Here is a 21,273-nt window from a genome sequence, read left to right on the forward strand (position 1 = left end):
TCTCCCTAAAGCGTTGTTAGTTGTACCTTAATTTGTTGCTCAAGGTGCAGCTATCAACGCTTGTTTTACCTTCCTGTCGCTTAATGCGCTTTTAGATATTCACTTCTTATTAAACAATAATAAACTGAAAGTTTTTTGTGCTTTTATGTCTTTCTTTTTATTGGTTAAAATACATTTTGAAAGTGATTATTACCGTTTTACTCACCTAGAAAATTAAATGAAAGTTTGTGAAGGTTTTGGTTCTTTGTTATGTTGTTTAGGGAGTAGATAAATTGCTCGTTAATCATCGAGCATAATTGAACTATGCCTTACATGGATAGCTAGAGGCTTAATATTTTTAATTAAAATAATATACCTAAAGGGGGAAGCATGAAATACCAACTAAAACACTTAGCTCTAGCGACAGCGTTAGTTATGCCACTGAGTAGCCTTGCACAAAGCAACTTAATTGTTAATGGTGACTTTGAAGAAGGTGATAAAGGCAGCTTTGCTAACATAACCATTCCGGGTTGGACTCATGTCGGCACAAGCGGCTGGCATCACGGGCGTGCAGAAGAAACGATAGGTGAAAAAACCGTCAAGCTTAAAAATAGTAATACCTATATTTTCCAAGAAGTTTCGATATCTGCTGGCAGTCAATACGATATTAGTGCGCAGGTGACCTCATTTTCACGTCAAGCATTGCTTGATCGCGAAGCTATTTTAAGTGTGCAGTGGTTGGCCGGCTCAACCGTTATCGATACAGATATTATAGGCAGTTATGTAGGGGGCGTTGATAATTACGACCAATGGAAATTATTAAACAAAACACTTACCGCGCCGACAAATGCAACGCTGGCAAAAATTACCTTTTCTGTTGACGATATTGGCGCAACGCCTGAGAAACATGTGCATATTGATGAAGTTACTATGACCCTACATGATGATAACGGTGAAGTAACTGTTGGCTATTTCGAAGACTTTAATCAAATAGGTCAGCCAACGACCATACAAGGTACATGGCGTTATGTCGACGATATGTTACCGGTTTATGGCTGGAATGAAATTGTCCCGGGTGACGGTTATGCCTATTTAACCATAGATGCTAATGCTGATAACGATCAAGACTCGAGTCAGCCATTTCAAGATATTCGCTTTAGTGAAGTAGGTCCGGGTAATCGCATTGAAATGCGCGCAAAAAATCTGGCGATCTCGGGTGTTGGTGGTTTTATTTTCACCTATCAAGAAGATGCAACTAGCTTTGATGAAATTGATATTGAAGTCGCTTACGACGACATCAAAACAGCGGCAACCAATGGTAATTGGTCTGATGCTCGATTTAATTCTTGGGGCAATGCCAACCCTTATGGCCCGTATGAACCTGTAGTGAGTATTAAAGAGCCAGTAAAAGATGAATTTGGTAATAAAATATCGGTGGAAGATGATCAATTTCATACCTTCACTATTGAGTGGCAACATTACGATGGCATTAATGGTCGCATTGATTTTTATATCGACGGAGCATACCAAGCAACAATTACCGATGTGGTTGGCGATGATTTAAGTGAAATTATTTTAGGCTATCGTCAAATGAGCTGGACCGGCGACCTTGATTGGTCGGGAACTCGAACCATGGTGATTGATTGGTTTAGAGTTAGCCCAGTACATGACAATTCGCCTGATGCTATTATTGACCGCTACAACGCAATATCAGAGCAAGCATTAGTGATTACGCCAGAGCAGGGCGTACAAGTTAATGATGAACAACAAAATGGATTAACTTCTCAATTATTGTCACAACCTCAACACGGTACAGTAACGCTTAACAGCGATGGTTCGTTTACTTACCTGCCAAACAATGGTTATAGCGGTGAAGATAATTTTGTTTATAAAAATAGTAGTAACAAAGGTGAAAGTAATGCTGCGGTAGTTAAAATTACTGTTGTTAATCAAGGCGGTGGTAACGACATTTTAGTTAATGGCGACTTTGAAGCGGGCACTGCGCCTTGGAGTTACTATAAAGCGAGACGTGTAAATTATCAGTCTAACGACGGAAGTTTTGCTGCTGAAATTGATGCAGGTGGCGATGTGATCAATGTGGTTAATAATTTAACTCCAAACACTACTTATAAAGTAAGTGCCAAAATTAAAACCACTGGTCAAGCTGCTTTATACGTGCGTAATTATGGCGGTGATAAATTAAAAAATGCGACCAGTAGTGCATCTTATACCAACAAAAGCATTACATTTACCACAGGTGAAAATATAACCTCGGCAGACATATATGTATATGCAAGCTCGGGTAATACCTACGCAGATACATTTATTATTGAAGAAGTTCAGTAGCGTTAAAGTATTAAAGCTCAGGAGAAAGGACGCCCCTGCGCTTTATCTTAGCCACTTTTATTTGGTTGTTATGTGGTTTCAATAGGTTTTGGAATTCTGACTAATGAAGCGTGATTATAGTTCTTTTATCATATAATAAGTCGCTGACTGGTTAGTTGTTATAGGATTATTGTTCAATTTTTGATGTCGCTTTTGTTACTAAGATAAAAAATACCAATTTATTTATTTGAAACATTGTGAAAGGTGGTTTTGCTTGGTAGGATAAGATATTAGTTTATAACCAATTAAAAATTATGTTAACTACGATAGAAAGACGCCAGGAAATTGTCGAACTCACCAACACCTTAGGTAAAGTAGATGTTGCCGAACTTGCTGAAAAATATTTAGTGTCAACGGTAACTATCCGCAACGACTTAAACAGTTTAGATAAAAAAGGTTTAGTTGTACGCTCTCGTGGTGGTGCGGTAATGAATAGTCGTATTGCAAAAGAGCTGTCAGTCAAAGAAAAACACTGTGAGCACTTATCGGTTAAACAAAAACTGGCGGTAGTTGCGGCGAGTTTAATAAAAGATGGTGACTCGATCATCTTAGACTCAGGCACAACCACTGAAGAAATCGCTAAGAACTTGCAGAACCATAAAAATTTGGTGGTGATGACCAACGGTTTAAATATCGCAACAGAATTAGCTGCAGGTGATGAAAGTGAAGTGCTATTAACTGGCGGAACTTTACGTAAAAAATCACTATCGTTTTATGGCCGACAAGCCGAGTCTAGTTTAGCCAACTTACGTTTTGATAAAGTTTTTCTTGGCGTTGACGGCATTGATGAAAAAGCCGGCATAACCACACACTTTGAACACGAAGCTAATTTAAACCGTGTGATGTGTGATATTTCTAAAGAAGTTATTGCAGTAACAGATTCATCTAAATTTAATCGCAATGGTTTTTATATTATCAGCTCATTAGATGCAATTGACACCTTATTAACTGATAGTCGGATCCCACAATCCTATATAGATTATTTAGAAGAGCGACGCATTAACTTAATCATAGTGCCACATCCCGATGATTAGCGTTAACTAACGTTTTACTACAAAGAAAAAATTATGAATATCTACACTAAAATTGCAGTGCTCTTTTGGGCACTGCAAGTTGCAAGTTGCACGCAAAATTCACTTAATTCGGCGCCCGATGTTTCTATTGGTATTATTGCCGACTGTCAATACCACCCTGGTGAACATCGGCGTGAGCGTCATTTTAACTTGTCTGCTGGTAAACTTGAGCAAGCGGTAGCAACTTTAAATGAGCAGTCAATTGATTGGAGTATTCATTTAGGCGACTTTATCGATAAAGATTTCGAAAGTTATCAAACCTTATTGCCTATTTGGCATCAATTAGACCAACAAGGCTATCATGTGCTGGGTAACCATGACTTTAGTGTTGAAGAAAGCCTTAAGCTGACCGTTCCTGATACCCTAAGTATGCCAGCGCGTTATCATGACTTTAGCCAAAATAATTGGCGCTTTATCGTGATTGATGGCAACGATTTAAGTTTATATGCCTACCCTAAAGCAAGTGAGCAACACCTAGCGTCAGCACAAGCATTTGAAGATTTTCAAAGTACTTTAGCGACTAAGAAAAAGTTGCATACTTATAATGGTGCGCTAGGTAAAAAACAACTGGCGTGGTTGAAAACCGTATTAGCGGATGCCGAAAAAAATAACCAGCAGGTGGTATTGTTTTCTCACTTTCCTGTTTATCCGGCTAATGCTCATAACTTGTGGAATGACAGTGAGATAGTTACTTTACTTGAGCAATATCCAAATGTGTTTGCTTGGTTTAATGGCCATAATCACGGCGGTAATTATGGCTTTAAAAATGGTATTCACTATGTCACATTCAAGGCGATGGTAAATACCACTAAGAACGCATTTTCAGTGGCTAATTTTTACCCCGATAAAATAGAGATCCTTGGTTTTGGGCGTCAGCAAAATATGGTACTTCCTCGAAAAAAAGCACGCTCTAGTTATTTGCCCTAAATCACTCATCACAAAATATTGATAAACCGAGCCCTTGTGCTCGGTTTTTTATTTTCCTGATATCATTTAAATGCCGCTTTGCGCTAACTTTTTCTGTTTACTCTTATAATTGTCGCAGTTTTAAAGCTGTCGGCTTTCTAATTTACCTCTTTACTTTAGTTTCTTTTTTATAAAATAGTGAAAGATTTTGGTCTTTCATAGTCTTTCATTTTTGTTTTTGATATGTAACAATGAGCTATCATTTGTTAGACAAGGTTAAATTATGGAAGCAATACTCCCTGTAGAATCAAATAAACAACGCACGTTAATGCCTATGATGATCATAGGGTCATTATTTTTTGTCTTTGGTTTTGTCACTTGGCTAAATGGTTCACTGATACCGTTTTTGAAAATAGCCTGTGAGCTTAATCATATGGAAGCGTATTTAGTGACCATGGCTTTCTATATCGCTTACACAGTTATGGCACTTCCGATGGCCTATGTGCTTAAACGAACCGGTTATAAAAATGGCATGATGCTTGGTTTACTGGTAATGGCGATTGGCTCATTAATTTTTATTCCTGCAGCCAATGAACGCATGTATAGCATATTTTTATTTGGCCTATTTATGTTAGGTACTGGCTTAACCATATTGCAAACAGCGGCAAATCCTTACATTGTTTTATTAGGGCCGCAAGAGTCAGCAGCGGTTAGAATTAGCATTATGGGATTGCTAAATAAAGGGGCAGGGGTTGTTGCACCGATTATTTTTACCGCGTTTATCTTTGCCGGTATGGAGCAGTTTGATGAAAGCCAATTAGCGCTGTTAAGTGAAGCGCAGCGTACATTGCAATTAAATGAATTGGCGCAACGTTTGGTCAATCCTTACATCATTATGGCGGCAACCTTATTTGTGCTAGCGATATTTATTAAATTATCACCGCTGCCGAGCATGAATACTGAGGCGATGCAAACTTCAGATAACGACACTGAAAGCACGTCTATTATGGCATTTCCGCAACTTATCTTAGGTGTTATTACCTTATTTTTGTACGTTGGTGTTGAAGTGATTGCCGGCGATACTATTGGTTTATTTGGCCAAGAGCTCGGCGTAACCAATTTTGGCGAGCTAACCTCGTACACTATGGTATTTATGGTGCTAGCGTATCTTGTTGGCATGTTTACTATTCCTCACTTTATTAAGCAAGAAACCGCATTAATGTTGTCTGCCGTTTTAGGTTTAGTGTTAACCATGTTGATTATCATCACGCCAACAGACAGTGCGCTCATTTGGTCGAACTTAATTTTTTGGCGTGAAGTAGGTTATCTGCCAGATGTCGTGTTATATGTCGCTATGTTAGGTTTTGCCAATGCACTCGTTTGGCCGGCAATCTGGCCGATGGCATTAAATGGCTTAGGTAAACATATTGAAACTGGTTCTGCGTTATTAATTATGGGCATATCCGGTGGTGCTTTACTGCCACTTATTTATGGTGCTATTACCGAAATGAGCGGCAACTCTCAAGGTGCGTATTTGATCATGTTGCCGTGTTACGCATTCATTTTATTTTATGCGCTTAAAGGGCATAAAATTCGTCGTTGGTCGAGTAACGACGCTTAGCCGTATTACATAAAAGTATTGATTTGGAATTAAGGGTAAACAACATGACGATGAGAACTTCATTAGCTAGCTGGCAAGCATTGGCTGAGCACGCACAAGAAATGCAGCAGCAACATATGAGTGACTTATTTTCACAAGATCAAGCGCGATTTAATAAGTTTTCGATTCAGCTGCCCAATATGCTGCTCGATTATTCAAAAAACCTAGTTACTTCAGCGACCATGCAAAAACTGATCGCACTGGCTAATGAATGTGACATTACGACGTGGCGCGACAAAATGTTTCAAGGTGAGCGCATTAATCGCACCGAAGATCGCGCGGTATTGCACACAGCATTGCGTAATCGTGAGAAAATGCCGTTGATGTTAGACGGCGAAAATATTACTGATAGCGTTGAATCAGCTTTAGCTAAAATGAAAGCCTTTAGTGAGCAAGTGCGTCATGGTTTATGGAAAGGTTACTCAGGAAAGCGTATTACTGATGTTGTTAATATTGGCGTTGGAGGATCTAATTTAGGTCCGCAAATGGTCACCGAAGCATTAAAACAATATAGCGATGGCAGTGTTAATGTGCATTATGTCTCTAATGTTGATGGCACTCAGATCGCCAATGTTTTAAGACCGCTTGACCCTGAAAAAGTGCTGTTTATTGTGTCCAGTAAAACCTTCACCACCACAGAAACCATGACCAATGCTAAAACCGCAGTGAAATGGTTAGTGTCTTCCTCGTTTGATGAAAAAGCCGTAGCGAAACATTTTGTTGCCGTGTCAGCGAACAAAGACAATGCGATGGAATTTGGCATTGCCCAAGAAAACATTTTTGATATGTGGGATTGGGTCGGCGGACGGTTTTCCTTGTGGTCAGCAATAGGGCTACCTATTGCAATTGATCTTGGCTTTGACAAATTTATTGAGTTATTGGAAGGGGCACACGAAATCGATCAGCATTTTTGTCAGGCGCCTTTAGCACATAACGCACCAGTTATTCTTGCATTGCTAAGCGTGTGGAATTGTACGTTTTTAGGGGCAAAATCGCAGGCAATTTTACCGTATGATCAATCATTGCATATGTTGTGTGCTTACATGCAACAAGCGGAAATGGAAAGTAATGGTAAATCGGTTACTTGGCAAGGTAATGACGTTGACTACCCAACGGTGCCTTCGATTTGGGGCGGCTTAGGTATAAATGGTCAGCATGCTTTTTATCAATATTTACATCAAAGTAATAATGTTGTTCCAGCTGACTTTATTGGCTCGGTCAAAAGTGTAACGCCGGTAAAAGGCCATCATCAAACCCTGATGTCTAACTTTTTCGCACAAACCCAAGCCTTAATGTCTGGTGTTGATGAGCAACAAGTGAAAGCGGATTTAAAAGCTAAAGGGCGCACTCAACAATACATAGATAAAGTGGCGCCGCATAAAGTGCATAAAGGCAATCGTCCAACGAACTCCATTTTAATGCAGCGGATATCACCGCGCACCTTGGGCAGTTTAATTGCCCTATACGAGCACAAAATATTTGTTCAAGGCATTGTGCTACAAATTTGCTCGTTTGATCAATGGGGCGTCGAACTAGGCAAGGGCTTAGCAAACGACATTCAAAAAGAGCTTGACGAAAACAAGGTGAATAAAAACCATGACAGCTCAACCCGAGGCTTAATTCACTATTATTTGAACTGTGTTTAAAGCGGGAAACTAGAAGCTACAAGTGAGAAGTTGGAAGCTGCAAGTGGAAAGTTAGAAGCTACAAGTGGCAAGCTAAAAGCTAAAAGCTAAAAGCTAAAAGTGGACAGCTTGCAACTTGCAGCTTAAGGCTTAGATCTTAAAGCTATTGGCTTGAAGCTTGAAGCTTGAAGCTTGAAGCTTGAAGCTTGCAGCTTACAGCTTAAGACTTAGCCTGTGGTTACTGATATTTTTCTTTCGTGAATTTGGCTGTTAAAATAACGGCCTTATTTTTTATAACTAAGTAACCTCATGAGTGAATCAATCCCATCTTGCCTAAAATGTGGCTCTGAATATGTTTACCAAGACCAAGCCTTATTTATCTGTCCTGAGTGTAATTTTGAGTGGAACCCAGTAGAAGTTGCCGCTGAAAATGACGTACAGGTAAAAGATGCTAATGGCGCCTTGCTGAGTGAAGGCGATAAAGTCACTGTGGTTAAAGATCTTAAAATTAAAGCCAGTTCACAGGTAATTAAAATTGGCACCAAAGCCGTAATAAGGCGTATTAAAGAAGCGAAAGATCATCAGCTAGATTGTAAAGTTGACGGTGTTGGCGAAATGATGGTGACCGCCAAATTTGTTAAAAAAGCCTAGGGGCTGTTGAACTTTCGTGTTTATTTTTGCAGCAGTTTATAGGTATTTAGACAAAGCATTGTGATTGCTATGTGGTTATTCCACATGAAAGCGCAATAAGGAAGTATAAATGCCTAGAAACGCTGCCCTTGGGGTTCAACTAAACGCTATTTCTTCATCGTTGTTCACAACTTACATGGAACAACCATGCTGTGTTGTTCACGCCTTGAACAAAAAGTGTTTACTTTGAACAAAATTTAACCTCGAAAGTTCAACAGACCCTAGAGGGATTTTACCAGCTTAGTGAGGCCTATTTTTATTCAATATCTTGGTAATTAGCCGTATTTTGCTTATGATAGTAATTCGCTTTTCTATTGTGATTATTAATATGCGTTTATCGTTACCACCTCTTTTAGTTGTAATTTGTAGCAGTGCTCTTTTTTCATGTACTGTTAATATTCAAGCTTCTGCTGTAGCAGGCCAAACTGATTCAAACCAAGCCAATTCAAAACAAGCTAATTCAAACCAAGTGAGCAAGGAATTGGTTTGGGGGAATAATGGCATTTCGTGGGGCATGGCTTGGTTGCCCAACGGTGATATGTTAGTTACCTTGCGTGGCGGCGAACTTAAACGATTAAAACAAGGAGCGACGGTTGCTGACAATGTTGTTGGTTTGCCTGAAATTGTTGTTGGCGGCCAAGGTGGCTTGCTTGATATTGCTTTACATCCTGATTATGCCAACAACGGCTGGTTATATTTTTCTTATGTAAAAGCTGATGATAGCGGCAATAAAAGCACAGCAATCATGAGAGCTAAACTAAGTGGCACTACGTTAGTCGAGCAGCAAGATATTTATGTTGCTACGGCTTATGGCAAGAAAAATGTGCATTTTGGCAGTCGCTTAGCGTTTGACAATAAAGGTTATTTATATTTTTCGATTGGCGATCGTGGCTATCGCGATCTTAACCCGCAAGATATTAGCCGCGATGCCGGTAAAATATACCGAATACATGACGACGGCCGTATTCCGTCAGACAACCCTTTTGTTGGTATGGCTAATGCCAAAACGGCCATTTATTCTTATGGACATCGCAATCCTCAAGGCATGATAAAACACCCAATTACTGGTGATATTTGGACCCATGAGCATGGCCCTAAAGGCGGTGATGAAGTCAACCTTATCACCAAAGGCAAAAATTACGGCTGGCCGATTATTAGTTATGGTGTTAACTACTCAGGCACTCGCTTTACTGATCTAACTGAAAAAGACGGTATGGAGCAGCCTAAATGGTATTGGGACCCATCCATTGCACCTTCGGGCATGGAATTTGTCACCAGCAATCGCTACCCCAATTGGCAAGGTAATATCCTTGTTGGCTCTTTAAAATTTGGCCAACTGGTGATGTTATCTATAGAGGATAACGACGTTGCGAAAGCACAGGTAGTGGCGGAGAAACTTACTCGTGTACGTAATGTCAAACAAGGTCCTGATGGTTACTTATATGTTGCGATAGATGGTCAGGGTGTTTTTAAATTAAAAAGCAAATGAAGTATTACGAAAATATGGCATGTATAAATTGTCATTTAAACAATGAAATCATAGCTATTCTTTGAACAAAAAAGGAGCCGCAATTAAAAATAGGGCTCCTTTTATTTATAAATATTTTTCACTTGCTAATTTACACAAATTCATGATTACCTTTGTTTTTTAAGCTGGCGATGTGCCTTTTGATGATCTTTAAATTCGGTTTTGTCAATTTCACCGTCACTGTTTTTATCAATATCTGCAAATGAAGGCGCATCGGCAATGTTTTTCATTTGTTTGCCTTGGGCGGCTTTTTCACTGATTTTTTGACTGCGTAGTTCGTTGAATTCTTGTTCAACAATTTTGCCATCGCTATTAAGGTCGAATGTCGAGAATGACGGCATTTTATTCGACATCATTTTGCCTTGTTTTTGACCTTTGTTTAGTGATTTGTTTAGTGATTTGTTTTGTTTTTTATTTTTGCGTTTTTCTTGTTGCTTTTTCTGGCCTGCTTCTAGCTCTTGCTTGGTTAAGCTGCCGTTATTGTCGCTGTCAAAAGCAGAAAAGGAAGGTGCACCTGTAGCTCCTCGCATAGATCTTTTATCAGATGCTTTTTGACTGATTCGTTCAGCTCTAATTTCCATAAATTCGGTTTCACTGATCAGTCCATCGCCATTTTTATCGTAGACATCAAATGGTATAGGACCGCGCTGAGGCAAGTTTTCAGCTGTGGTAGTTATTGACCAAGTTAGCAAGGCTAACGCGACCAATGGAATTGCAAAAGTGAGCTTTTTCATCGGGTACTCCTTAGGTTGGTAGTGCTTTGCTGTGAATAAGCATTTGCTGCATTAAGCAATAGCATATAGCACCAGAAAAGCTAACGTTATTGGCATTATTTTCCATTTATTTTTCGACAATTTGTTTCAAAAAAAACTTGAAGGTGAACTTCAATGAATTTTAGCTTTTTATGGTGTTAAATTACTCTTAATACTTGAGGAATTAGTTATGATCGCAAACGTAAAGTCACCGATACTACCGCATGGTCAGTGCTAAGATCGTCTTGTTCAAAAATTGGATTTATAAGGTGGCGATCATAGGTATGATAGTCGCTGACCTGATAAAAGCTGTCGTGGTAACTCGCGTCAAATTCGCATGACAACAATATGTAATCAAGCACTGATCCTTTCGCGCCAAAATAATGCGTTGGTGCTCTTTCTTGTTGGATATCTTTACTGTTTATATCGTTATCGTTTGTTTCTGTCGGCTCTATTTTTTTAGAGTCTAATTTTTTAGAGTTTAAGTGTTGAAGTTCTGATTCTTTAAGCGCTGTTTCTCTTAACTGCGCAGACTGATGTAACTCCCAAGCATCATGTAAGCAATATTTGTCTAAATAGCGTTTGCAGTCGGCTTGATTAGCAAAAGGTAAATGGTGAGTTAATAAGTGACTAAGTACGCCATCGCTTAACGTGCTATTAAAATCGCCCATTAACATCATAGGTTGTTGGCTTTGCTCTCGTCTTGTCAGCATTTGTGTGAATAATAAAGTGGCTTCACTGCCTCGTTGCAAAGTTGAACCCCAGCCACCAGCAATTTGCGCTTTTAGCTGTTCAAAAATGTTTTTTTCATCGGAGTAATTATTATCTTGTGGTGCGTCAAGCATCGAACGCTTTGACTTTAAATGCACCACATAACAATCGCAGTAACCAATATGAGGCACATCAACCGTTGCCCTTAATATTTTCCGGCTAAACGAAAAGTCTTCGGCTAATCCTAAACTTTGCGCTAGCTCGCGATTAACGGGCACGGCAGTGGTTTCAACAATTGGATAATGTGATGCGAGCGCAACGACTGGGCTTTGATAAATAAAATCGTCGACCACTGTCGCTTCATCAACAACTGCAAAGTTTTGATAACCTTGCTCTTTCACCAATGCTTGTAGCGAATTAGGGCTGAACACTTCTTGAAAACCAATAATATTAGGCTGATGTTGGGCGAGGTAATGACTTATCCATTTTTGTTTTCTCTGCCATTGCTGCACGCTGTAAATACGCTCAAATTCATAATAGGCATTAGGTGGCTCGAGATAATTGAACAAATTAAATGTCGCGATTTTTAGTTGAGTATTGCTGATAGCGACAGTGGGTAAGGGGGAGTTAATAGTATTGGCTCGGCTAATTTAACGAGAAGGTGATAGCGCATTATAACCCATTGGCATCAGCAATGGGCGATCCTTGTTACGTCACCGGCAAGATATTAGGGGCAATTCGCAAAGATCGCATGCTAAAGATGTCAATTAGCTTTTAGTCTTGATAACCCCAAGGAGCGCTTGGCGGTGTAATTGGCTTGGTTAAGTCAAAGTCGACACGAAATTCTCGTCCGTCTCGCACTAAGCGATAGCTAAATTTTTCTGGGTAAATATACATTTGCCAAGTATTACCAATAGATTGCGGGATCCCTTGCTTAACAAACAATTCTTTTGAATATTGGTCAGCTGGGAAAGACTGAACTTGTGCCCAACCGGCATCAAGCGTATGACCGCCATACATAGTTGACTTGTCATTTGTACCGTCTTTATGACGGTGATCGTGTTTTAATGATAAGCCAGAACCGGTTTTGGTCAGCAGCCAAGTTCTTGAGGCATCGTCACCAACATGAAAAGGGATTTGCAGTTGTGCATTGCTACATTTGCGCACATGCATGATCAGTTTTTTGTTAGCAAAACTGTCACTGTTTGAATTATCGACCGTTACTTTACCTGCAAAGGCTTGCCCGCATTTTTGCTTAATAGCGTCGAAAAAAGCATCTTGGCTGGCAATAGATACTAATGGCGCTTCACTGACTTGCGCGGCTACGCTTGAAAAACTAGCCATGAAAGGAAAAAGCGCAGTGAGTAATATTGAGTATGTTTTGATAGTGGTAACTCCTGTGAAAAAACACCACTATAAAGAATCGCTTGTTTTACGGCAATGTCACTTTTGTACAGACTTTGGTTTTTATGTACGCAGATCAGTACGCTTTTTTGCTTGTGTTGTTTGTAAGCACTTTTCAGGGCGTTTTTTTTGTAATTTTTGTTGGTGTTTACGCTCTGCTTTATCAATATGTTTGGCGATCCACTTGGTTAATTTAGCCATTAGTATTGGGGGAAAATCGTGTCCCATGCCTTTAACAATTTTCAACTTGGTTTTTTTAATGCTTCTCGCTGTTTCATGCCCTTGAGATACCGGAATAACGGGGTCGTCACTACCATGTATCACTAAAGTTTTCGCTTTAATTCGTTTGAGTAACTGTTTACGGCAACCACTGGCTGTTATCGCGACAAGTTGGCGCTTAACCCCCGCGGGGTGATAGCTTCTATCAACATGAAATGTGGCTTGTTGATACAGGTAATTATCGTCGCTTGGGTAGGCAGGACTGCCAATTAATCGATTTAATTTTACATTGTAATTTATCGCTGCTTCTCGATTAAATTGACTGGGGCGTTTTGCCAATAGAAGAAAAAGCTTGAGGTTAGATGCTGAAAAATTGCTCGCATTGGGCGACGACATAATACTGGTTAAACTGATGATCCTTTTACGATGATTTGCCGCCAAAATTTGAGCGATCATTCCGCCCATTGAAGAACCAACTAAATGGGCTTTTTTAACGCCTAATGCGTCCATTAACTGCAAAACATCATTGGCCATATCATCCAGTAAATAAGGTGCTTTTGTCGGGAGTGGCATGTATTTACTTAGCCAGGTATTGAGCAAACTTGGCGAGCCTAATTCTGTTAACTTACTCGATTTTCCGACATCACGATTGTCAAAGCGAATAACGCGAAAGCCTTTTTCAATCAGCCCGTAATAAAAGTTATCTGGCCAAACTGTCATTTGCGCGCCTAACCCCATGATCAAAATAATGGTTGGCTTTTTTTTATCGCCTTCATCTTGAAAACTTAATTTAATACCTGAGCTGAGAGTGATTGAATGCATACAATGTTTTATATTTTTACCGAATACGACTGTTAACTGGCAGTACCGAACTTAACCTAGTTGTATGGCATAAGCATGACGGTTAGGTGACGTGATCTAGCCGCAATCTAGGACTATAACCCCCTTTGCGATGATTTTTATTGCAAATTTATTCGTCAATTATTGTTCAAGTTAACCTTATGATTTAGCGAGATAATTATGCTGTTCTTGGTTTTGAATATTGTGTTCATAGTGACCTAGATACAATTTTATTTGAAAGCATTTGATCTTTGCTGCTGTCTATTTAATTGCATCAACCATTATAAATAAGGAATTTAGTATGACTAAGCAAACCAATATTAAAGCCGCGGCAATTTCGAGTATTCTTGCCTTAGGTACTTTGTCTGCAGCGCCAGCAATGGCTGTACCTGAACAACCTTCTGCATGGGAAAAATGCGCCGGTGTTGCCAAAGCTGGTAAAAATGACTGCGGTGCACTCGACGGATCACATAACTGTGCAGGGCAAGCCAAGGTAGATAATTCAGATCATGAATGGGTGTATGTGCCTAAAGGTACTTGTGAAAAAATTACCGGTGGTGTTGTTAAAGCTGAAAAGCCAGCCAAAAAGTAATGATGGCACCATTATTTCACCGGGGAGTATTACCAAGCCCTTTTGAATTAATGGTTCTATTTGTTGAACTAATAAAAGCGTTGAATAAAAGCGTTAAATAAAAGCGTTAAATAAATGTGAGCGTGCTATTGTGGATGCGTTATTGAATATGAAGACAATTACCGGTGTGGGTTTAGGGTTGCGTCATGGTCATTTTAATGAATTTATTAATAACAAACCTGACGTGCCTTGGCTTGAAGTGCACACTGAAAATTTTTTAAATGAACATAGCTTTGCCGCGAAACGTTTAGATAAAATTCGTCAAGATTATGCGATTTCCGCACACTGTGTCAGTTTATCTTTGGGTACTGCAGGTCAATGGACAGAAAAAAAACACGCACATCTACAATCGATAAAACAAACGCTTGCACGATTAGAGCCGGTGTTTGTTTCTGATCATATTTCTTGGAGCTCGCCTGACAACATTCATTATGCGCCTGAGCTTTATCCATTGCCGTATACAGAAGAAGCATTGGACGTTATTTGTGACAATGTCTTGCAAGCGCAAGATATTTTGCAGCGTCAGCTGATATTAGAAAACCCTTCCAGTTATCTACATTTTCAACATTCTGTAATGTCGGAAGCTGAATTTATTGCCGCTTTGGTTAAACGCACAGGCTGTGGCTTATTACTTGATGTTAATAACCTTTTTGTTAGCGCGCATAATTTAGACTTCTCTGCCCACGATTATCTTGAGACTATCGATTTTGATGCTGTCAAAGAAATACATTTAGCGGGCTTTTCGGTCGATCATATCGCAGGGCAACAAGTGTACATTGATACCCATGGCGCTAAAGTTTACGACGGAGTATGGCAGTTATTTCAATACGTTGTTAATAATTTCAAACCCGTTCCGACCTTAATTGAATGGGACAATGATTTACCTGAATTTGACGTTTTGTACGGTGAAAAACTTAAGGCCGATGCAATAATAGCCGATATGATTAAGGGGTAGTTCAAGATGTCAGAGTCATTATATACGTTGCAGTCTGAATTTTTTGAACACTGTACGTTAGCGCTAAGAAGCAATAAAGAACACTGCCTTGATAAGCTCATTCGTTCGCGTCAATTGCCAATTAATGCATTATTAAATATTTACCAACACAGTACCTTGGGTAATCTTACTCAAGTATTAGCGTTGACATTTCCCGTGGTAGAAAAATTAGTCGGGGAAGCGTTTTTTCAAGCGATGGCGCGAGAATACATCAAAATTTACCGACCTAATACTGCAAATATAGACAACTATGGTGATAACTTTTCGATGTTTATAGCGGACTTTTCGCCAGCCAAGGCATTACCTTATTTAGCCGATGTCGCGAAACTTGAATGGCTCTATCATCAAAGCAGTTTGTGCGCCGCAATAACGCCAATGAAAACAAGTTTATTAACGGAGGTTTCAGACAAAGCGGCATTAACGATGATCTTTCATCTGGCTAGTTCTGTGCAATTATTACATTCAGCCTATCCACTGTTATCAATTTGGCACGCGAATCAAGCCAGTAGCAATCAGGGCGAAATCATCGAAATAGATAACGACCAGCAACATTATCTAGCCGTATTTAAAAGAGCAAGGGCGGTTGAAATTGTGCGGCTGTCTGGCGCAGAATATAAACTACTTAGCGGCATGCATCAGAAAATGCCGTTGGAACAATTAATAGACATGATGTTAGGTGTTGATCGTGATATTAACTTGGATGCGTTGATGAATCGTTTTATGGGGTCTGGCGTGATCAGTCATTTTACCGTTTAATGTCTATTTACTTTTTAATGTCTATTTAATTGAATAACTAATCTAATAATTAAACGAATAACTAAACCCAAAGGTCAAAGGAATAAGCTAAATGGCAACATCCACTGTTAAGCAAAATGATAAAGCCATTCTTTATTATGTGCACGATCCAATGTGCAGTTGGTGTTGGGGTTATCGCAGTACTTGGCAATTGTTGCAACAGCAATTAACCAAGCAATTAGGCGAACAAGTTGACATTCAATACAGTCTAGGGGGTTTAGCGCCAGACAGTAATGCGCCTATGCCTGAAAATATGCAGCAATTTTTGCAGCAAACTTGGCGAAAAATAGCGAATCAATTAGGCACTGAGTTTAATTTTGACTTTTGGCATGAGTGTCAGCCAAAGCGGTCAACCTATCCGGCTTGTCGTGCGGTGTTAATTGCTAAAGAGCATGGCCTAGAGCAAGAGATGATTTTCGCCATTCAACAAGCTTATTATTTACAGGCGAAAAACCCGTCTGAAGCCCATACGTTAGTGTCATTAGCAAAAGCGATTGGTTTAAATGGTGAAATGTTTTCCACTGCTTTAGCCAGCGAACGCATCAATAACCGTTTGATGAGCGAAATTAGCCAAGTAAGAAGTTTGCCAATTAACGGCTTTCCTTCATTAGTTTTGTTCGTTGATGGTCAAAACATTGCCATAACGCTTGATTATCAGTATTGGCAAACTAGCTTTGCACAAATTAAGAATGCGTTAAGTTAAGCTTTTTTTGAGCGAAATTTAAATACCCTAATGGCAGATTGCACTCTGCACTTTACACCCTATAATGGGGCGCTCCAAAATATCTTCATGCAAAAGCTCTAGTTATGCGTTTATTAAAGTCGACCATTCATCCTGATATTACCGATATGTCAGCCACAACATTCACACGAAAAGCAACCCGTGCGATTGTACTCAATGGCGACAATATTTTATTGCTTTATACCAAACGTTATCACGACTATAGCTTGCCTGGTGGCGGTGTAGATAACGGGGAAAGCATAACTGACGGCTTAGTGCGCGAGTTAAAAGAAGAAACAGGGGCGCACAATGTGCAAGACATACAAGCTTTTGGCTTGTATGAAGAATATCGACCTTGGCACAAGCCAGGTTTTGATATTGTGCACATGCAGTCTTACTGTTTTGTTTGTTCTATTGATGACGAGTTATTAGCGCCAGAGCTTGAAGCGCATGAAATAGACAATGGCATGCATCCAACGTGGATTAATATTCATCAAGCCATCAGTCACAACGAGCATACCATTGCTAACAGCAGTAAAAAGGGCTTGTCGATAGAACGGGAAACATACTTATTAAAACGCATTGTTGACGAATTAGTGAATTAAATTAAAAGAGAACGCCTTAATTAAGTTGTGCTTTTGTTAAAAAAGCATAAAATTAACTGGTCTGCGAGTATTAGCTAGTGCCTAGCTAAGTTGTTTGTTAAAACGAATTGGAACCTATGTTGAAGTCGTTATCTAAAGTCATCATCGTGATCACTATGCTTATTGCCTTTGTTGGCCAAGCATTCGCGTATTCGATGATGTCTTGTAGCCACAGTGGTTCTGATAACGGTGGTTTTGATAACAGTAGTGTTGCTAATGGTGGGCATGCCGGTATGGTGCACGTCGAAATGAACCACGCTAATATGAGCCATGCTCAACATGCTCAACATGCTCAACATGCTAATATGAGCCATGATCAACACGCCAATATGGCGCATGCTGATACCATGACCTCAAAAATCGCCTCAACACCTGATAATCAACAGACAATGGCTAGCAGTCAACACAATGACTGCTGTGACGCCGATTGCTCAACCAGTGTTTGTGCAAGCTTTTCAGTGCTTTCATCCCATGTGTTATTGGCGACTGATTATAGCGAACATCACGCTATTTCAAGCTTAATCTTTTCAGTACAAAGCTCTTTTGTAACCTCTTTATATCGTCCACCGATAATTGCTTAACACAAGATAAGTGCGTCTAAAATTCAGGCACTTACACCATCTTAATTAACTTTCTTTTTTACTAAATTCCTTAGCAATTAAGCTTTGCTAGGGATATTCCAACGGTGTTGGAAGCAAATTGTGTTGTTTAAAATTATGAAAAATATCATTTATTACGCTTATCCGCAGGCAAGCTATCTTGCCCGTTTGGTTATTCTTGTTTTAGCTTTTATCGCTTCTGTGCCGGTATTTGCTCAGCCAATAATTTCATTACAGCAAGCGATTAATCTTGCCCATGCCAACGATCCTTGGCTACACGGCAGTGAATTACAACAGTCCGCGCAAGAGGCGAAAAGCATTGCCGCGGCAACGTTTGCTGATCCGAAAGTCAGTTTGACCTTGGCGAATGTGCCGGCCGATAGTTGGGATCTCAATCAAGAGGCGATGAGTCAGGTTAAGCTTGGTATCTCGCAGCAATTTCCCCGTGGCGATGTTTTAGCAATTAAGCAATCAAAACTTAAATTAGCTGCCAGTAAATATCCGCTTTTACGTGCGCAGCGAAAAGCTAAGTTAACTGCTGAAATTTCGCAACTTTGGCTAGATGCATTTTTAGCTCAGCAAACGATTGCGCTGATAAATAAAGATAAAACGCTTTTTGAACAACTCGTTGAAGTGGCGACAGCTGGTTATTCATCAACGCTTGCTAGCGCTAAACAACAAGATGTTATTCGCGCGCAACTTGAACTTATTCAACTCGATGATAGGTTAACGGTTCAACGCCAAAAACTTAAAACTACACTGGCGCAGTTAAATGAGTGGTTACATGTTTATCAAGGCGAATCTGGAGAATATTCGATAGATTTTGACGCTCAACCGCAAGAGTTTAAGGTCTCGTCAACGCTACCTACACTGAGTCTTAGTCACGGATTTTTACTAACCAAAGCACATTATTCCCGTAACGAAATTGCGCAAGCACTAGCGAAACATCCTGCGGTACTCGCCATCGATATAAAACAAGATATCGCCAAAAAAGACCTTGCCTTAGCAAATGAACAATACAAACCTCAATGGGGCATGAGCGCCAGTTACGCTCTAAGAAACGATACTCCCGCGGGCGATGATCGCGCGGATTTATTTTCGTTAGGGCTAACCTTTGATATGCCAATATTTAAAGAAAATCGCCAAGATAAATGGGTCAGTGCATCTTATGCTCAAGCCCAAGCCGTTAAAACTGAAAAGCTATTAGTGATTAAAAATATGCTGGCAAGTGTCGAAAAAGAAATAAGTCAGCTGCGCTATTTGTCGAAACGCCAAGCGCTTTATCAACAACAGTTAATTCAACAAACTCATCAACAAGCCGAAGCGTCGCTTACCGCTTATACCAACGACACGGGTGATTTTTCTGACGTGGTTCGTGCGCGCATTGTTGAGTTAAATACCGCAATTTCAGCGCTTGAGATAAAAGTGAATGCCTTAAAAACGGTGGCACGTATTAACTACTTTTTTACTAAAGCACAGCGTCAATCTATGACGTTACAAGGAGAAAACTAATGACAACCTTGACTAAAACTTTGACCAAACATTTGCTCACTTTGTTATTAGGCATCGCAATTGGCGCTGGCATTCTCTTTATTGTTCAATTAAATAGTGTCGAGCCGATAGAGCAGAACAATGATCAACAAAAGCCACTTTATTGGGTTGCTCCTATGGACGATAACTATCGTCGAGACAAGCCGGGTAAATCGCCTATGGGCATGGATCTTGTGCCGGTTTATCAGCAATCACAATCGACTCAATCAAGCGAGCAGGGCGTGGTACGCATAGCGCCGCATGTGGTAAATAATTTAGGGGTAAGAACTGCCAAAGTTGCCGAAACGTCAATGCATACCCGTATTTTTACTGTCGGTTATGTGCAATACGATGAAGATAAATTGGTGCATATTCATCCTAGGGTTGATGGCTGGGTTGAGCAGCTATTTGTCAAAGCATCGGGCGACCCGGTTGAAAAAGATCAACCGCTATATACGCTTTATTCCCCTGAGTTGGTTAATGCGCAAGAAGAGTTACTGATCGCTATAAAACGTAAAAACAAAACCTTAATCGTTGCAGCAAGAGAAAGATTGCAAGCGCTGCAACTGCCGTTATCTTTTATCAAGCGTTTGGAAAAGTCCCAAAAGGTACAACAAACCGTCACCTTTTATGCACCGCAATCAGGTGTTATTAACGGCCTTAAAATACGCGAAGGTTTTTTTGTTAAACCAGGCAATACCTTAATGAGCATCGCTCAGCTCGACCAAGTGTGGGTTGAAGCTGAAGTGTTTGAGCGTGACGCCATTTTAGTTAAAGCAGGCTTACCTGTGGTGATGAGCCTAGACTATTTGCCCGGTCAGCAATGGCAAGGTCAAGTGGATTATGTTTATCCAACGCTGAACCCTCAAACACGTACACTGCGTATTCGCTTAAAGTTTGCTAACCCCGAGCTAACACTAAAACCGAATATGTTTGCGCAAGTGATAATTCACGCCAACTCGATTGATGATGCGTTGCTGGTGCCAAAAGAGTCGGTGATTCGAACAGGTAAACAAGACCGAGTGGTGCTTGCGCTAGGAGAAGGGCAATTTAAGTCAGTTGAAGTGGCAATTGGCAGAGTTAACCATGATCATATCGAAATACTCAATGGCGTAAACGAAGGCGATGTTGTTGTGACCTCGGCGCAATTTCTTATTGATTCTGAGTCGAGCAAAAGTTCAGATTTTCGCCGTATTAATAGCGCGCCGGCGGAAGAAAATCATTTGATGCAACACAGAGATGATCATCAAAAAATGAGTGAAAAAAGTGACGTATCAACAGCGCAAGTCAACGGTGTTATCAATGCAGTTGATAGTGAAAACCGCGTTCTCACCATTAGTCGAGAAGCGATTGAAAAGTGGCAACGACCGGCAGCAACGATGGACTTTTTAGTTGCTAAGCATATTGACCTAAACGCGCTTGCTGTTGGTATGAATATTAACTTTGTCTTTGAAGTACACGACGATTTAGTTGTGGTCGAGCTTAAGGTGATGAGTGCGTTAGATAAGGCATCCAATTCAGTGACAAAATCAGTTTCAAGTTCAGCGCCAACTTCTGCGCCAGTTCCGCAACATGCGCACCATTAAA

At 40.1% G+C, this 21,273-nt stretch carries 19 protein-coding genes; 15 read left to right on the forward strand and 4 right to left on the reverse strand.

Annotated elements, in window-relative coordinates:
* Positions 1 to 369: 369 nt before the first annotated feature.
* From ACRRSQ_RS00215 to ACRRSQ_RS00245, 7 genes are all read left to right on the forward strand, one after another.
* A complete protein-coding gene (locus tag ACRRSQ_RS00215) occupies positions 370 to 2,325 on the forward strand; it encodes a carbohydrate binding domain-containing protein (RefSeq protein WP_440873676.1) in 1,956 nt (651 codons plus the stop codon).
* A gap of 293 nt (positions 2,326 to 2,618) precedes the next feature.
* Complete coding sequence (gene agaR, locus ACRRSQ_RS00220) at positions 2,619 to 3,398, forward strand: transcriptional repressor AgaR (RefSeq protein WP_440873677.1); 780 nt, start codon at positions 2,619 to 2,621, stop codon at positions 3,396 to 3,398.
* A gap of 33 nt (positions 3,399 to 3,431) precedes the next feature.
* Positions 3,432 to 4,364 carry a metallophosphoesterase gene (locus ACRRSQ_RS00225; protein WP_440873678.1) on the forward strand — a complete coding sequence of 311 codons (933 nt, stop codon included), beginning with the start codon at positions 3,432 to 3,434 and terminating at the stop codon, positions 4,362 to 4,364.
* A 262-nt stretch (positions 4,365 to 4,626) separates the two neighbouring features.
* The gene (locus ACRRSQ_RS00230) at positions 4,627 to 5,964 is read left to right on the forward strand and encodes a sugar MFS transporter (protein WP_440873679.1); all 1,338 of its coding nucleotides are present in this window, start codon (positions 4,627 to 4,629) and stop codon (positions 5,962 to 5,964) included.
* A gap of 44 nt (positions 5,965 to 6,008) precedes the next feature.
* Positions 6,009 to 7,649, forward strand: a complete 1,641-nt coding sequence (pgi, locus tag ACRRSQ_RS00235; protein WP_440873680.1) for a glucose-6-phosphate isomerase — start codon at positions 6,009 to 6,011, stop codon at positions 7,647 to 7,649.
* Between the two features lie 288 nt (positions 7,650 to 7,937).
* Entirely contained in the window at positions 7,938 to 8,279 is a 342-nt protein-coding gene (locus ACRRSQ_RS00240; RefSeq protein WP_440873681.1) for a zinc ribbon domain-containing protein YjdM, read from the forward strand.
* Between the two features lie 331 nt (positions 8,280 to 8,610).
* Positions 8,611 to 9,807, forward strand: coding sequence for a PQQ-dependent sugar dehydrogenase (locus ACRRSQ_RS00245; RefSeq protein WP_440873682.1), 1,197 nt, complete (start codon positions 8,611 to 8,613; stop codon positions 9,805 to 9,807).
* A 146-nt stretch (positions 9,808 to 9,953) separates the two neighbouring features.
* On the opposite strand, the gene ACRRSQ_RS00250 is transcribed toward ACRRSQ_RS00245, so the two are convergent.
* The 4 genes from ACRRSQ_RS00250 to ACRRSQ_RS00265 form a co-directional block, all read right to left on the reverse strand.
* Positions 9,954 to 10,580 (reverse strand): EF-hand domain-containing protein, encoded by a 627-nt coding sequence (locus ACRRSQ_RS00250; protein ID WP_440873683.1) that lies wholly within the window; start codon positions 10,578 to 10,580, stop codon positions 9,954 to 9,956.
* A 206-nt stretch (positions 10,581 to 10,786) separates the two neighbouring features.
* A complete protein-coding gene (locus ACRRSQ_RS00255) occupies positions 10,787 to 11,878 on the reverse strand; it encodes an endonuclease/exonuclease/phosphatase family protein (RefSeq protein ID WP_440873684.1) in 1,092 nt (363 codons plus the stop codon).
* 205 nt (positions 11,879 to 12,083) lie between these two features.
* Positions 12,084 to 12,653, reverse strand: coding sequence for a hypothetical protein (locus tag ACRRSQ_RS00260; protein ID WP_440873685.1), 570 nt, complete (start codon positions 12,651 to 12,653; stop codon positions 12,084 to 12,086).
* A 123-nt stretch (positions 12,654 to 12,776) separates the two neighbouring features.
* Complete coding sequence (locus ACRRSQ_RS00265) at positions 12,777 to 13,754, reverse strand: alpha/beta fold hydrolase (RefSeq protein WP_440873686.1); 978 nt, start codon at positions 13,752 to 13,754, stop codon at positions 12,777 to 12,779.
* Positions 13,755 to 14,073: 319 nt separating this feature from the next.
* Between ACRRSQ_RS00265 and ACRRSQ_RS00270 the strand changes: the two genes are divergently transcribed.
* The 8 genes from ACRRSQ_RS00270 to ACRRSQ_RS00305 all read left to right on the forward strand — a co-directional run bounded on the left by ACRRSQ_RS00270 (position 14,074) and on the right by ACRRSQ_RS00305 (position 21,272).
* Complete coding sequence (locus ACRRSQ_RS00270; RefSeq protein ID WP_440873687.1) at positions 14,074 to 14,364, forward strand: BufA1 family periplasmic bufferin-type metallophore; 291 nt, start codon at positions 14,074 to 14,076, stop codon at positions 14,362 to 14,364.
* Positions 14,365 to 14,512: 148 nt separating this feature from the next.
* Complete coding sequence (gene bufB, locus ACRRSQ_RS00275; protein WP_440873688.1) at positions 14,513 to 15,358, forward strand: MNIO family bufferin maturase; 846 nt, start codon at positions 14,513 to 14,515, stop codon at positions 15,356 to 15,358.
* Positions 15,359 to 15,364: 6 nt separating this feature from the next.
* Complete coding sequence (locus ACRRSQ_RS00280; protein WP_440873689.1) at positions 15,365 to 16,153, forward strand: HvfC/BufC family peptide modification chaperone; 789 nt, start codon at positions 15,365 to 15,367, stop codon at positions 16,151 to 16,153.
* Positions 16,154 to 16,244: 91 nt separating this feature from the next.
* Positions 16,245 to 16,895, forward strand: coding sequence for a DsbA family protein (locus tag ACRRSQ_RS00285; RefSeq protein WP_440873690.1), 651 nt, complete (start codon positions 16,245 to 16,247; stop codon positions 16,893 to 16,895).
* A gap of 104 nt (positions 16,896 to 16,999) precedes the next feature.
* On the forward strand, positions 17,000 to 17,518 hold the full coding sequence (locus ACRRSQ_RS00290) for an NUDIX hydrolase (RefSeq protein ID WP_440873691.1): 519 nt from the start codon (positions 17,000 to 17,002) through the stop codon (positions 17,516 to 17,518).
* Positions 17,519 to 17,634: 116 nt separating this feature from the next.
* Positions 17,635 to 18,138, forward strand: coding sequence for a hypothetical protein (locus tag ACRRSQ_RS00295; RefSeq protein ID WP_440873692.1), 504 nt, complete (start codon positions 17,635 to 17,637; stop codon positions 18,136 to 18,138).
* 135 nt (positions 18,139 to 18,273) lie between these two features.
* Positions 18,274 to 19,668 (forward strand): TolC family protein, encoded by a 1,395-nt coding sequence (locus tag ACRRSQ_RS00300; RefSeq protein ID WP_440873693.1) that lies wholly within the window; start codon positions 18,274 to 18,276, stop codon positions 19,666 to 19,668.
* The gene (locus ACRRSQ_RS00305) at positions 19,668 to 21,272 is read left to right on the forward strand and encodes an efflux RND transporter periplasmic adaptor subunit (protein ID WP_440873694.1); all 1,605 of its coding nucleotides are present in this window, start codon (positions 19,668 to 19,670) and stop codon (positions 21,270 to 21,272) included. The genes ACRRSQ_RS00300 and ACRRSQ_RS00305 overlap by 1 nt, the downstream gene beginning before the upstream one ends.
* Position 21,273 lies beyond the last annotated feature (1 nt).

The organism is Thalassotalea sp. PLHSN55 (assembly GCF_052030545.1).
Taxonomy (GTDB): domain Bacteria; phylum Pseudomonadota; class Gammaproteobacteria; order Enterobacterales; family Alteromonadaceae; genus CANMXU01.